A 15,109-nucleotide genomic window follows, 5' to 3' on the forward strand; every position below is an offset into this window, starting at 1 on the left:
GTAACGCTACTCCAATTCCTAATAGCAATATAAACATCGCTACTAAAAATCCAATCATATATATTACGTTTGGATTTGATCCAACAAACGTAATAACAGATAAAAGGATAGCTCCCCCTGTCATTACAAGACAACCGATATATATAATTTTCTCTGGTTTATAAGCGGCAAGTAACCGTTTTGACACTTTCGCCCCAATAATAGAAGCAGACGCAACAACAATTCCTAGAAATCCGTACATACTAGGTGATAACTGAAAATATTCAATAAAGATAAACGGTGCTTCTGCATAATAGCTAAATAAAACACCATTTACTCCTCCAATTAATAGCCCATATGTTACTACTTTCGGATTTGTAATCAACCGTTTTAAAACAGAAAATACATTTATTTGATTCGTTACTGCGTCCGTTTTTGTTTCTGGAAGAGAAACAAACGTATACAGTAAAATTCCGACACTCATAACTACTAAACTTAAAAACACCATTTTAAATCCAAACATTTGATCAAGAAAGCCCCCGATTAACGGGCCAATCGCTGGTGTAAAGGCAATGACTGCCGAAATTTGAGCAAACATAACATGCCTCTTATGCCCCTCTACACTTTCACGAAGAATCGTTTGTGTAACAACTGATCCTGCACTTGCTCCAAACGCTTGAATAAATCGACTTAGTAATAAAAATTCAATAGAATTTGCAATAAAGCATAAGAAACTTCCAGCGCCATATACTACAATTCCAAATAACATCGCGCGGCGACGACCAACTATATCCGATAACCATCCAATAAAAAATACACCTAAAGCAAATCCAGCAAAATAAACACTAAGCGTTAACTGCACCTCATTATTACTTACATGTAGCGCCTTTGAAATGTCTGGTAAAGACGGTGTGTAAATTGTTTCACTAATTTGCGGAAATGCCACAAGAATAATCATTAACAAAAGCGATGGTACTGAGACTTTTTTCATTTTTAATACCCTCCTATAACTTTGAAAACCTCAGAAATGAATAGACTTTCCTTAGCTACGGAACAGGAGGGGCCATTATAGAAATTCGATCATAAAACAACAAAGAAAACACCTCAATTACGCATGTTAATACTTATAGGAGGGTAATATTAACATTATTTTTAAAATACGGTATTTCAATTATATGATAGGTTGTGTTCGTTTTCTAGTGTTCATGATCTGAATCTTTGTTAGTAGACGAATATCCTTTTATGAAATAATTCTCGCATTCGTACCTTCACGATTATGAATTGATCAATCAAAAACATAATGCTGTGACCCTTGTCAATTAGACAGGATTTAAAAAGCTCAACTAAACAACTGAACTCCGCCTCCAATTGTTATACATAGTCTAACAATTGGAGGCGGAGTTTTTTTATGGCTACATTTTCACTGATTGTTCTTCTTGATAGATAATTTCCCCATCAATAATTGTTGTCTCTACTTTTAAATCTTTAATTTGGTTTGGATTGACACTTAAAATGCTGTCATTTAATATAACTAAATCCGCCAACTTTCCGGCCTCTATGCTTCCTTTTATCCCTTCTTCAAAACTCGCATAAGCGCCATTCCATGTGTATAGTTTAATAGCTTCCATTACGCTTATAGATTGATTCGTACCAATCTCCATTCCAGACTTGCTTCTTCTATTTACAGCAACATGAATTCCTAATAAAGGATTATAGTCAGTAACTGGGGCATCCGAACCACCTGCTGCAATGATGCCACGATCAATAAAATCACGAGCAGCGTACATGTGATTAACACGATCACCATAGTGCCGGGCATATATCTCTCCAAATTCATATGGAAATGGAGGATTTGGAATTGGAATCACCTCGAGTTTTTTCATTCTCTCTTGTAAATCTGGTGAAGAAATTCCCGCGTGTTCGATTCGATGACGGTGGTCTTTTCTTGGTGATTCCTCTAGCGCCTTCTCTACACAATTCAAATACATTTCAATGGCTTTATCACCTTGTGCATGTACAGTGATTTGATAGCCTTTTTTATGTGCTTCACCTAAAACCTGATAGATTTCTTCCTCACTATAATAAAGAATGCCAGAATTGCTAGGGTCACTCGAGTACGGATCACGGGTTGCAATTGTAGGCCCAGTGCTACTTCCATCTGTAAACATTTTAGCTGGTCCAACTTTGAATCTCTCATCTCCGGTACCAGTTACCACACCAGCTTCGACCATTTTATTAACAAATTCATGGGAGTTATTTAACTGACATATCATTGCATATATTCGGACACGAATATCCTTACTCTTCACAGCTTGTTGTAGTAAACGGTAACTCTCCGGTCCAAATCCACCTGCGTCATGTATACTTGTTATACCCGCTGCAACGAAATGATCTGATGAAATTTTCACAGCCTTCATCATTTCACTTTCTGTATAACTTGCAACCTCACTCATTTCCATATTCGCTGCTTCAATTAACTTTCCTGTAAGCCTTCCTGCCTGATTCTTTTCAATAACTCCCCCACTCGTGTTCGGTGTGTTCTCGTTAATTTGCGCAATTTCTAATGCTTTGCTGTTCACCACGCTTATATGGTTGCAAGTACGAGATACGATAATAGGATGTTCAACTGAAATTTCATCCAGCTCAGTGATTGTTGGATAACGATTTTCCTTCACAGTAGTTTCATTGAAGCCCCAGGCACGTATCCATTCACCTTTTGGAGTTTCTAAGGCCTTCTTTTTCAGGTCCTCTAACAAAGCTTCGATAGAATCAATATGTTCAGCTTTACAACTTACCGCCAACTGATTCAGTCCATGAGCAATGAGGTGAATATGAGAATCAATGAATCCAGGAAGAAGCGTTTTTCCTTGCAGGTCAATTACAGCCGTTTTTTCTCCTATTAAACTCTTAACCTCCTGATTTGAACCAACAACTGCGATACGATTATCTTTTATTGCAACAGCTTCGACTACTGTATTCTTTTGGTCTACTGTAATAACTTCTCCATTTATCAATACAACATCAGCTTTCATAAACTCAGCCCTTTCGGAATTACTCTTTTAGAGTGATTGGTTTAATATTTAAAGCGATATCTCTCGATAGGCTATTCCTCTTTTGAACAAGATTTACCAATAATTAATTAAAGTTGATATAAGCATTCTTTTATTGTCTTAACGATAAAAGTAAAATCTTCCTCTGTGATGCTTAATGGAGGAGCAAGCTGCAAAATATTATTGTAACCTGCAACAGTGTCACCATTTTTACCAATAATTAGACCTTTTTCTTTACAAGCATTGATGACTTTGTTCATCTTTTCAATGGTAGCCGGTTCTTTTGTTTGCTTATCTTCCACTAGTTCAATACCTAAAAGAAGGCCTTTTCCGCGAACATCTCCTACGTTTGGATACTCTTTTACATCCTCAAGTTCATCTAGCAGTCGTTCACCCAATTCTTTGGAACGTTCAATAAGTTTCTCATTCTCCATAATTTCTAAATTCTTCAAAGCTAAGGCGCAAGCAGCAGGATTTCCTCCGAACGTATTCACATGGCGGAAGCGATCATAATCTTCACTGCCTACGTATGCCTCATACACCTCTCGTCTAACTGCTGTTGCTGACAAAGGGAGATACGCACTTGTAATGCCTTTTGCCATTGTAATGATATCTGGTTTGACGTCATAATTCATAAATCCAAACGGCTTCCCTGTCCGGCCAAATCCACATATAACTTCATCACAAATGAGCAACGCACCGTGTTTCTCGCAAATTTCTTTTACTTTTGCCATATATCCATCAGGAGGCATTAAAATTCCGCCCCCGGTAATAATTGGCTCCATAATCATGCCTGCTACTGTTTGGCTTAACTCCCATGTCATGACACGATCGATTTCATCAGCACTTGCCAGTGTATGGACATCATCTGGATTGCGATACGTATCAGGCGGTGCTACATGCAGAAACCCTTGCCCCAATGGTTCATATTTAAACTTTCGCTGTGCTTGACCTGTTGCTGCAAGAGCCCCCATTGAGTTACCGTGGTAAGCACGATAGCGTGAAATAAACTTATAGCGTCCATGATCACCTTTTTGTTGATGATATTGACGAGCAATTTTAAACGCTGTTTCATTCGCTTCCGATCCACTGTTAGAAAAGAAAATGACGTATTCATCGCCAAGCCATTCATTCAATTTCTCTGCTAATTTAATAGCAGGAACATGGCTTTGTGTCAGAGGGAAATATGGCATTTCTTCAAGCTGTTCAAAAGCCGCCCTTGCAAGCTCTTTTCGACCATACCCAACATTCACGCACCAAAGACCGGACATACCGTCTAAATAACGGTTTCCATCAATATCCGTCACCCATGCCCCTTCTGCTTTTGTGATAATTAAATTTGTTGGATTAGGGGCTGCTCCTTTCATCGCATGCCAAAGGTACTTTTCATCTGCTTTTTTCAAACTTTGTGTTTGCTCTGTCGCTTGCACAATCACCAACTCCATTCTATTTTTTTATGGTTTCATATAAAGTGAAACTTTAATCAGTAGGGGTTTTGTTCATCCCCCACCTAACTTCTTTGCTCCAGCTGAATTTTGAGGTGGGGATCTTACTGCCCGTTAATGCGGGATCACTCTTTCAATAACGAGCCGTAAGCATTTTCTTGCGAGTATAAAATTCTACGCCATCTTTTCCATTTGCATGGAGATCGCCATAGAAGGATTTCTTATAATCTGAGAGATGAAGCCTCCTATTTTAAGATAACCGTCTATGTATTTATTGCACCCAAAAAAGAAAGCGTATTCATTTAACGGTATGTAAACGTATTTACATACATTTCTTCAACATTACTAATCTTATCCATTGAATACGCAGGAGCAGTCATCTGCTTAGCATTTGTCCACTCCCCAGTTCACATTATTTTAGATTAATCTCATGATTCATCTTATAATTCTTTTTCAAAAATACTGGACAATCCCATTCACAAACAAGATCTTTAGCCAAGGAAACAATCCAGTCCTTTGTAAGATGATACCTTTTTCCATCAACAGTAATAAACACCTCACCATCTGTCACATAGAAAACTTCCTGCTCTTCTACATGCCACGTTCCTTTATTCGGTTCGCCTACCCATGGTTCCCATGTGTAGACACCTAGTTGCTCAGCTTCTTCTACTGTAAGTTTTTTCGCAATAAACATGATGACCCACTCTCTTTCTTATTGGTAATTTTGACGGAATATGTTCCTATAAATCTACTGTTTTAACATTTGTAACTTTTGTAACCTTTAAACGTTTGAATTCTTTTTTCATAAAGTATATGGCAATGAGAATACCTGGAATTTCTGCAGCAGGACCTGCATACCATACACCTTCCACACCCCAGAATTTCGGGAAAATAAATAGAAATGGGAACAAGAACAACAGCATTTTGCTAACACTAATAAACGTTGCGATCCAATTTCTCTCTTGTGATTCGAAATAACCGGAGATAAGTAAACTGACTGCATTAAGCATAAATAAAGAATTGAATACAACTGTCGTCCAAATGCCCAGTTTCTGCAATTCAGGATTACCACCGGAGAAAAATGACACAATTGGATCTGCAAAAATGATTAGTATGGCTGTCACAATCACAAAGAAGGAAACTGTAAAAATGAGCCCCATCTTAATTGCTTGCTTAACACGATCAAGGTTTCCCGCACCGTAATTATAACTAATAATCGGTTGAAGTCCTGTCATCCCACCGAGCGCTGCTAAGGCGAGCAAATTTGTAATATAACCGTTTTGAATCGTGAAAGCGGCAACGTGCAGCCCACCACCGTAACTTTGTAGTAAGTTGTTGAAGATAATAATGGCAAAAAACATCATGAACTGACTTGAGAAAGAGGCAAATCCCGTCCAAACTACTTCACCAATCTTCTTAAAATTAATCAGCATATCTTTCATTTTCGGCTTAAGTTTTGTTTTACCAAACCAGAAATAAAAGATTAGGAGAACAGGGATCGATTGCGAAATCGTATTGGCCCATGAAGAACCCATCATCCCCATGTCATACTTCGTTACCAAAATCCATTCTGTAACCCCAGCAACAACTGCTGCGACTAACCAACTGTTCATTGATAATCCAGGTTTTTCATCAATATTAGTTAAAATACTTAATACAACGGCCAATATCGTTAATGGCAATGAAATCCATAGCAGTCGGCTATATTGCACCGCATACGAGAGCGCTTCATCACTTGCTCCGAATAAAATCATAATTTCATTTTCAAAGACCAATCCAAGTACAGCTATCAAAGTAGAAAGGAAAAGAGTAAACCATAAAGTTTGTCCCATAATACCTCTAGCTTCTTCTATCTTCCCTTTTCCAAGTCGAAGTGAAATGACCGCTCCAGCTCCGACACCTAAAAGAACACCAATCATACGGGTAATAACCATGACCGTAAATCCAATTCCTATCCCTTCGATTTCCAGCTCCTGAAAGCCACTGACGAAATAACCATCGACAACCGATACAACTCCTAGAATTACGTTAGCCATAATTCCTGCCAAAGCAAAGCGTAAATATAGTAACGGAATACTTTTGGTTCCTAGCACTGAATCATCCACCGGTTTATTCGTTACTTCTAGTTGCTCTCTTTTCATGAGCATATCCCCTTATAAATAATTTATAGAGCAAGTTAAGCTCAATTAATTCGCATACCAACCTACAGGCTTGGCATGCTGGTGGATATTGATTTGCTTCGTTTCCATAAAGTGCTCCAGCCCATCAGCACCTAATGCTCTGCCGATTCCACTTTGCTTATATCCGCCCCAAGGACCTTCAACATAAGCAAGATGATAACTATTAATCCAAGTAATTCCCGCCCGCATTTTACTAATGACACGTTTTGCCAGATCCATATCTTCAGTAAATACTGCACCTGCTAATCCGTAAATGGAATCATTCGCTTTTTGGATGGCATCTTCCTCATCTTTAAATTTCTCTACAACAAGGACCGGACCAAAAATCTCTTCCTTAACAATACGCATATTCGCATTTACATCAGCAAAGATTGTTGGTGCGATGAAAAATCCTCGATCAAGCCCATTTTCTGTTAAGCGATTACCACCACAAACTAATCTTGCACCTTCTTCGATTCCGCTATTGATATACTGTAAAACTTCATTCATATGAGTCTCGTTTGTTAGAGGCCCCATTTCAATGTTCTCGCTTTCCCCGTTTCCAACTACAATTTTGTTCGCACGCTCGGCCAATCTTTCAACAAACTTATCGTAAATGGTCTCTTGTACAAGTAAACGGGATGCCGCTGAACAAACTTGCCCAGCATTGTGGAAAATACCAAACATCGCATTATCAACTGCAGTTTCAAAATCCACATCTTCGAACACAATAAGTGGAGATTTACCACCAAGTTCAAGTGTGATTTTTTTCATATTACCCGCAGCTGCGCGCATAATACTTTGACCTGTTTTTGTTCCACCGGTAAAGGCAACTTTATCAACATCATGGCTCTCTGCAAGCTCATTCCCAACCTTTGAGCCAGGTCCCAATACCAAGTTAGCCACTCCATCTGGAAGTCCAACCTCTTCGATAATTTCAAACAGTTTGAATACGCTTACAGGAGTGACTTCAGCAGGTTTAATTACAATTGTATTCCCTGCAGCGAGTGCAGGAGCAATTTGCCAAACGGCTAACATAAGCGGGAAGTTCCAAGGTACAATAAGTCCACAAACACCAACTGGTTCATGAATAATCACTGTTTCCGAAGAATCCTCGCGAGTGTAAGATTCCTTTTTCATACCTTTAATCAAGTCAGCATAATAACGGAAACATTGAATCGATACTGGAATATCCACAAAGGTCGTTGCTCGAATAACTTTACCGTTATTTTCCGTTTCCAAACGTGCAATTTCAGCTGTCTTCTCTTCAAGGCGGTCTGCAATCTTATATAGATAATCAGCTCTTTCATCAGCCGATAAATCCGACCAGATGCCGCTGTCAAATGCTTTACGAGCTGCCTTAATTGCTATCTTCGCATCATCTACCGATCCATTAGCAGACGTTGCGATAACCTCTCCGGTTGCAGGATTGATAATGTTTCGTCTAGCACCCGATAATGCTTCTACCCATTTCCCGTCAATGAACATGTTAATTTTCATAACAACTCTCCTTTACGCAATAATATCTAACATTTTGAAACCAATATGTGCTATATTGACCAGCATCGTTTTCTGATTATAGAACGGGAATGATTTGAGGCGTTCCTTTTCAAATCGATATCCACCTGCACTCCCCGTAACGATCCATTGTGCCAATAAATTACCAAACAATGTCGAAAGAGACGCGCCGTGGCCCGTATAACCCGTTGCGAAATATGCGCCTTCTTTGGATCTGCCAATAACCGGGAACGTATCAATTGTAACGCCGATAAATCCACCCCACCTGTAATCAATCTTGCTTCCTTCTAGTTTTGGCATTATTTTAACCATGGCATCGTAAACACTTTGATAAACAGCATCGCCTAAGTTTGGACGAATATCGCCACCGCCAAATACGATCCGATTATCTGGTGTGCGCCTGAAATAGTAAAGGAAACTGCTTGTATCAAAAACCATGCGATCTTTAGGAATGACGGTATTCAAAAGTGTTTCGGGAAGCTGTTCAGTAGCAATAATACGTGCCGAAATTGGCAGTACGCCTTTATTCAGTTCAGTCATGATTTTTCCAGAGTAACCATCTGTAGCCACAATAATGTCTTTCGCAGTAACAGCACCTTTTTCTGTTACAACTTTCACACTATTTTGACCGTACTCAATAGATAGTGCTTTCGAATGCTCAAAGATTTTTGCACCGATTGATTTAGCTGCTTCTCCCAAACCAATTGCATAGTTCAGTGGTTGGAATGAGTAACTCGAGTTATCGACTAGGCATCCATAATAATGCGGGGAATCTATTTCTTGATGCAACTGACTTCGATCAAGCACACTAGATTCATATCCAAAATTTTTGTTTAAGTATTCACTTTCATGTTTTAATCCTTCAAAATGCTTGGCCTTGTAAGCCGCCACAATGTGACCTGTCTTTCTAAAGTTACAGTTGATTTGATGCTCGTCGATGATGTTTTTAACTAGTTCAACACTAAGCAGAGAAAGATTGTTAAGCTGTCTCGCCTCTTCGGCCCCATACTTCTTGGCAAGCTCCTGCATCGTTGGCTTATATCCTGGCAATACCATCCCGCCGTTGCGACCGCTTGCACCATATCCGATTGTTTCCTGCTCAAGGACAATGACACTCTTCCCTAATTTTTGTAAATGATATGCAGAAGAAAGACCTGTGAAACCTGCGCCAATAATGACAACATCCGCCTCTTCATTTCCTTCAAGAGGTTTTCCTTTGTCATAGCTGTTCGCAGTTGCTTTCCACAATGAGAGCGTATCCATTCGATCCATCTTATCCATAGCTAATCCTTCTCCTTTCGTGACATGTATGTTACAATACAGTCAAAAATATTCAAAATATTCACACTTATTAAATTAATAATACGACTTGGAGTTTCCTCCAAGTCAATAGCCATTTGAAAGTTTTTTGCATTCATTTTACGAAAAAAGTGGAGTAACTCCACTTTTTTCATCGGGGGGACATCTATGAAGATTGGTACATTTGCGAAACTTTTTCATGTTACGACTGATACCGTTCGTTATTACATTGAACTAGGATTATTAATACCAGACAAAAAAAACACCCAGTATCAAATGAACCAATTGTGTTTCGACGACATGGCTTTTATTACTGAGCTGAAAAAATTTCATTTTTCATTGATAGAAATCCAACGAATTTTATCGTATCGGCGTGTCACAAACTTCTCGGACCACGAGGATATCGACTACTACAACAACTTGCTCATTGATAAGAAGGACGAGCTGACCAAGAAAAAAGAAGACATATCAAAAGCTATCCAATTGATTGAAAAAGCGGTTCAAACTAGCTCACCTTCATCCAAAGAAGAGAATATTACAGGAATCCCTCTTTCCTTTGTAGATTTGTTCTATTGTCCGAAATGCCGCATTCCACTTGAAATGAAAGATGTAACAATTAAAAAAGTCTACATTCACACGGGGAGTTTAACTTGTAGCTGTGGATACGAGGCAGCTATCGAGGATGGTATTATTATTACCGCGAACTTGTACGAGACGTCTCCTTATCCATCTTATTTTTACGATAAAGAAACGATTAAAGAGATCAATCCTAAAATGATTAACTTATTTGAAAAAAGTAATTTTCAATTTCAAAAAATTCTACAAAATATAGATTTGAAAAACAAATTAATCGTGGAAACAAACGTTGACGCTTTTGTGTCACTACCCAAATATATCGATGTTCTTGAAACGAGCGCATCTTATGTATTCAGTGGCTATTCGCTTGCGATGCTCAAGAAGGTTAGAAATAGAATTGAGCGTATGAATCCGAAGCCACGCGTCCTTTATATTTTGAATTCTGATTTAAATCTGCCATTGAAACCACTTAGCATCGATGTTTTTGTGGATAGTTTTACAGTAACTGATTTTTCACTGCTCAATCCGCAGTTCCCAATTCACGTTTTAAAAAACTATTTACATAACAGTTCAACAATTGTGGGCGGATACTCGTATTATGATAGCTCGGCCAAATCCTTAAAAAATATTTTAGCCTTATATCCAAATTCCCACGAGCATATTTTATATCCAGAATACTTAGAAGAAAATTTATCAGTTAACGGATTTCAAATCACGCAAAGTGAAAATATCGGTTACTGTACAGATCCAGGACCTTATTTCAACTATCATGTAATAGACGAAAAATTTCACATGCTGATGTATTTGGCTAGTACGAAAAAATAGCAGACCACACTTCACCCCAAAAAAGCGCCATCACAAGTGACGGCGCTTTTTATATGTAAGAGATACTAGAAGATATCCTTCTAGCCTACTCCCATTTATAAGTCCAAAATTGTTCAAGTTGCAGCCATTTCAATGTTGCTGCATCCTTGTTTTTTATTTTTGCATGTGTTTCTTCAAGCATTGCTTCTGTTTGTGAACGGTGTGCGCCTAGTGCAGCTAATTTATGTTCAAATACTTCACTAATATTATTTACAACGTCCGGTTCACCTAGTACAGCTTCACGATTTTTCGTAATTGCAACCGCATGAATGACTGGACGTTCTTCTTTTGACATACGTGATACAGCGCGAACTACAGCGCGGCCGAATGCATCATGATCTGGATGTACGCCGTGCTCTGGATAAAATGTAATAATTCGAGATGGATTTACTTCTTGAATTATTGTTTCAATTTTATCTGCAACGAAATCAACATCTTCAAATTCTAACGTTTTATCATGGAAACCGAGCATTCTTAAATCTTGAATCCCCATCGCTTCACATGCATCTTTTAATTCTTTTTCACGGATATTTGGAATCGTTTCACGGTTTGCGAATACATTTTTCCCCATGTTACGTCCCATTTGTCCAAGAGTACCACACGCATACGTTACAGGTACTCCTTGATCTGTTAATAAGCGAATTGTTCCTCCCGCAGCAAATGCTTCATCATCTGGATGCGGAAATACAACAAGTACATGTCTCTCCATAAGTTTCCCTCCTTCTTACTTAAATGGCGTTAAGCTTAACTCAAGTGCAACCGCTAAGCGACCTTGATTATCGTGCCCTGCTAATAATAAACGCTCTTTATCGTCTACTTCCCAGTGCGTAATACCTTCTGCATATACCCAGCCATGATCCATTTTCAAACCAACTCGGTATGGGTTTGTTCCAGTTATTTTCCCGCGCTCAAAGCGAATAATTGCATTTCGAATGAATGCTCCTACTGTCATCATCTTTTCATTAAAGTGTGACGCATACGCTCCGTTCGTCGTTTCTAAATGAATATATACATCTTTATTTACAAAACGTTCAATTTCATTTTGAATAAGAGAACTATCTTTTACTATTTCCATCGGAATTCACCTCTTTAAACCATTTTACGCAAAAATAATGTAAATTGCTATCTCTATATTAGAGGACAACGCTCACTTTTCCTAATAATTTGCACTGTGTTTTTTATATTTTTTATATCATATGTAAAAACCACATTTTTTCCTTCACTTTGTTAAATAGTTTTCTTTCTTTTTTGAATTTGCTACAATATATTTTATCCCGTATTAATTGCAGCGAGATACATTTCGACAATTGAATACATACTTTAAAGAAGGTGACACGATTGGAACAATCAGTACATGAAGTAGCAAATTGGCAATATTATTTTGCAATTGCCGTATTTTTAGTCACGTACGGTTTTATTATTTCTGAGAAATTGAATCGTGCTGTAATCGCACTATTCGGTGCTGCTATTATGATTATTTTTGGAATTGTAGATTTACATACTGCTTTCACATCACATATTCAATGGGAAACGATCACCCTATTAATCGGGATGATGATTCTCGTACATATTACGAGTCAATCAGGCGTATTTGAATTTGTAGCCATTAAAGCAGCGAAAGCAGCTGGCGGAAAACCAATCCGCATTTTATTATTACTATCCCTATTAACCGCTGTCGGTTCTGCATTTTTGGACAACGTAACAACCGTTTTATTAATCGTTCCTGTTACACTATCCATTACACGTATTTTAAAAGTAAACCCTGTTCCTTATTTGATTTCAGAAGTATTGTTTTCAAATATAGGCGGAACAGCAACATTAATTGGTGATCCGCCTAACATTATGATTGGATCAGCAAATAAGCATTTAGACTTTAATGCTTTTTTACTAAACTTAGCTCCAATCGTAATTATTATTTCCATCGTTACACTTGGCATTATTTACTTCATGTATCGTAACAAACTAAAAACAACGCCTGAGCAAATTAAAAAATTAATGGCATTAAATGAGAAAGATTATATTAAAGATCAAAGTCTCCTTTTAAAATCCATTACGATTTTAGGACTAACTATTTTAGGCTTTGTACTTCATTCTATTATTCATGTAGACGCTGCCGTTATTGCGATGACAGGTGCTACTCTACTGATGTTAATCGGTGTGAAAGAACATGAGATAGAAGATGTATTCGCCCACGTTGAATGGGTAACAATTTTCTTCTTCGCCGGACTATTCGTTCTCGTTGGCGGGTTAATTGATATCGGACTTATTTCTTCTCTTGCACAACAAGTACTTGACGTAACAAATGGCGACATCGGTTTCGCTGCTATACTTATCTTATGGGTATCCGGCATCGCATCTGCGACAATCGACAACATTCCATTTGTCGCAACGATGATTCCACTTATTCAAGATTTAGCTACAGGACTCGGACTATCTGTCGATTCTCCGCAAATCGAAGTACTATGGTGGGCGTTATCACTTGGAGCTTGCTTAGGAGGAAACGGAACATTAATCGGGGCATCCGCAAACGTAGTCGTTGCCGGTATTGCAAAACGAGAAGGACATGGATTCTCTTATATGGACTTCTTAAAGATTGGTTTACCATTAACAATCATTGCATTATTATTATCACATGCTTATATATATTTACGTTATTTAATGTAAAAGTTGTATTGTATGAAATTATATCTTCAAACACAAAAGGTATGCAGCACTACGCCGCATACCTTTTTTCATCACCAAAATATCCCGATAATTGCTAATCCACCTAAAATCATACCACCAATTTGTCCGATGATTGTTGGGGATAATTGAACACCTTTTCTCACTTCAACAACTGGTCTTTCGTGCCTTAGTTGCTGCACTTCACTTTGAAGTTGGTGCACACTTCCGTGCAATTCTTTTATAAGCTCCTTTAATTCAGCGACCTCTTCGTTTACTGGCTTACTTTTTTCTAAGTTCATCTCGCATGACTCCTTATAAATTCAATCAGTACACTGTAAAATTTCGCCAATTATCATTATATCTCCTGCATACCATATATTCAACAATTCTATTTTTTATAGTTTCTTTTCACACCTAAAAAACATAGCTTCATTAAAATTTAGCAGGTGTACCTTGGTGAAAATGCATTTGCCACCTTCCTTCTCTAAATTTCCAAATTGAACTACGTAACGAGTGTTGATTATTTATTTCATTGAATATTCGATAAGTAGTTAATACTACATCTTTGGATAAAGGATGTACTTCAAAATCACTTAAAGTCATTTTTACCACGCCTATTCCATTTTTATCGATATCCTCATTTTTATATAAAACTTTACCAGAACTCCCAAATTCAAAAAAATCATCTGCAAGTATCTTTTTAAGCTCTTTTTGAGATGTGCGAACCTCTGGCTTAAGTAATCGTTCCTCTAGCTGATATAAACACTCTCTTAATGGAGAGAAACCTTCCATTAGTACACCCCTCCCTTCTGATCATCTGAATATTAGATTTTCCTCACCACACTATACAATTATTCTGTATGTTTTTACTAGTTTTGCAGCTCAATCCATTCATCCCGCAATATCCCCATAATGATACGATCAAAACACTTTCCATCTCTCTGAACTGCTTCTCTCATACAGCCTTCCATTTGAAAACCCATCTTTTTATACAGTGCACTGGCAGATTTATTATACGAAATAACATCGAGACCGATGCGGTGTAAATTCAATTCATAGAAAGCATACTTTAGAATAAGCTGGATTGCTTCCCTTCCATAACCCTTACCTCTATCATTCATATCTCCTATACCAATTGCTAATAAACCTGTTCTGTTATTCCACTCTATGCCGTGAATTGCAACAAAACCAATTAAGCGATCATCTTGAACTGTCCTTAACATGAAAGAAACACTATTCGATCTCCGCCCCTTTAATAGTCCATCACTTGCTATTTCTTGTAACGATTGCGGGAATGCTAAGTCTGTATCTACATTTCTTAAATACTCACTATCCTCTTGCCACACAGCCATTACTTTAGCATCCGTTTCTCTAACAGCTGCTAATTTAATAGTTTTATTTTGAAAAAGATTAATTGTCATCTGAAATTCCCCCTTTTTTAAATAGCGGGGACAATAATTCTAGCCTATTTATCCCCTTGTTCCATATACTGCTTTTTTAATGGGATACTTACAATAAGCGCTGACATTGGCACATCTCCCTTGCATTGAATTAA

General features: G+C 37.9%; 14 protein-coding genes and 1 pseudogene. 2 read left to right on the top strand and 13 right to left on the bottom strand.

Annotation, left to right across the window (positions count from 1 at the left end):
- The 8 genes and pseudogenes from KI356_RS19805 to KI356_RS19840 all read right to left on the bottom strand — a co-directional run.
- A partial coding sequence (locus tag KI356_RS19805) for a multidrug effflux MFS transporter (protein WP_212936217.1) occupies window positions 1-970 on the bottom strand: 970 nt, incomplete at its 3' end.
- Between the two features lie 421 nt (window positions 971-1,391).
- On the bottom strand, window positions 1,392-3,011 hold the full coding sequence (locus KI356_RS19810) for an amidohydrolase (protein WP_212936218.1): 1,620 nt from the start codon (window positions 3,009-3,011) through the stop codon (window positions 1,392-1,394).
- A gap of 107 nt (window positions 3,012-3,118) precedes the next feature.
- The gene (locus KI356_RS19815; protein ID WP_164881587.1) at window positions 3,119-4,474 is read right to left on the bottom strand and encodes an aspartate aminotransferase family protein; all 1,356 of its coding nucleotides are present in this window, start codon (window positions 4,472-4,474) and stop codon (window positions 3,119-3,121) included.
- Between the two features lie 133 nt (window positions 4,475-4,607).
- Window positions 4,608-4,706: pseudogene (locus KI356_RS19820) on the bottom strand (methylmalonate-semialdehyde dehydrogenase); the annotation flags it as partial.
- Between the two features lie 180 nt (window positions 4,707-4,886).
- Window positions 4,887-5,168: a cupin domain-containing protein gene (locus KI356_RS19825; RefSeq protein ID WP_212936219.1), complete on the bottom strand. Its 282-nt coding sequence runs from the start codon at window positions 5,166-5,168 to the stop codon at window positions 4,887-4,889.
- A gap of 46 nt (window positions 5,169-5,214) precedes the next feature.
- On the bottom strand, window positions 5,215-6,615 hold the full coding sequence (locus KI356_RS19830) for an MATE family efflux transporter (protein ID WP_212936220.1): 1,401 nt from the start codon (window positions 6,613-6,615) through the stop codon (window positions 5,215-5,217).
- 45 nt (window positions 6,616-6,660) lie between these two features.
- Window positions 6,661-8,133 (bottom strand): aldehyde dehydrogenase family protein, encoded by a 1,473-nt coding sequence (locus KI356_RS19835; RefSeq protein WP_128282328.1) that lies wholly within the window; start codon window positions 8,131-8,133, stop codon window positions 6,661-6,663.
- Between the two features lie 12 nt (window positions 8,134-8,145).
- On the bottom strand, window positions 8,146-9,432 hold the full coding sequence (locus KI356_RS19840; protein ID WP_128282329.1) for an NAD(P)/FAD-dependent oxidoreductase: 1,287 nt from the start codon (window positions 9,430-9,432) through the stop codon (window positions 8,146-8,148).
- Between the two features lie 186 nt (window positions 9,433-9,618).
- On the opposite strand from KI356_RS19840, the gene KI356_RS19845 reads away from it, so the two are divergent.
- Window positions 9,619-10,851, top strand: coding sequence for a MerR family transcriptional regulator (locus KI356_RS19845; protein WP_128282330.1), 1,233 nt, complete (start codon window positions 9,619-9,621; stop codon window positions 10,849-10,851).
- Window positions 10,852-10,936: 85 nt separating this feature from the next.
- Here the strand turns inward: KI356_RS19845 and bshB2 are convergent, their stop codons facing one another.
- Both bshB2 and KI356_RS19855 read right to left on the bottom strand, forming a co-directional pair.
- On the bottom strand, window positions 10,937-11,599 hold the full coding sequence (gene bshB2 / locus KI356_RS19850) for a bacillithiol biosynthesis deacetylase BshB2 (RefSeq protein ID WP_128282331.1): 663 nt from the start codon (window positions 11,597-11,599) through the stop codon (window positions 10,937-10,939).
- A gap of 15 nt (window positions 11,600-11,614) precedes the next feature.
- The gene (locus KI356_RS19855; protein WP_000407039.1) at window positions 11,615-11,965 is read right to left on the bottom strand and encodes a YojF family protein; all 351 of its coding nucleotides are present in this window, start codon (window positions 11,963-11,965) and stop codon (window positions 11,615-11,617) included.
- Between the two features lie 263 nt (window positions 11,966-12,228).
- Between KI356_RS19855 and KI356_RS19860 the strand changes: the two genes are divergently transcribed.
- Entirely contained in the window at window positions 12,229-13,554 is a 1,326-nt protein-coding gene (locus KI356_RS19860; protein ID WP_128282333.1) for an ArsB/NhaD family transporter, read from the top strand.
- A gap of 71 nt (window positions 13,555-13,625) precedes the next feature.
- Here the strand turns inward: KI356_RS19860 and KI356_RS19865 are convergent, their stop codons facing one another.
- The 3 genes from KI356_RS19865 to KI356_RS19875 form a co-directional block, all read right to left on the bottom strand.
- Window positions 13,626-13,853 (bottom strand): coiled-coil domain-containing protein, encoded by a 228-nt coding sequence (locus KI356_RS19865; protein ID WP_002033458.1) that lies wholly within the window; start codon window positions 13,851-13,853, stop codon window positions 13,626-13,628.
- Between the two features lie 133 nt (window positions 13,854-13,986).
- Window positions 13,987-14,346 carry a nuclear transport factor 2 family protein gene (locus tag KI356_RS19870; RefSeq protein ID WP_212936221.1) on the bottom strand — a complete coding sequence of 120 codons (360 nt, stop codon included), beginning with the start codon at window positions 14,344-14,346 and terminating at the stop codon, window positions 13,987-13,989.
- A gap of 77 nt (window positions 14,347-14,423) precedes the next feature.
- Entirely contained in the window at window positions 14,424-14,975 is a 552-nt protein-coding gene (locus KI356_RS19875; protein ID WP_128282334.1) for a GNAT family N-acetyltransferase, read from the bottom strand.
- Window positions 14,976-15,109 lie beyond the last annotated feature (134 nt).

It is taken from the genome of Bacillus hominis, from assembly GCF_018332515.1.
Classification (GTDB): Bacteria; Bacillota; Bacilli; order Bacillales; family Bacillaceae_G; genus Bacillus_A; species Bacillus_A hominis.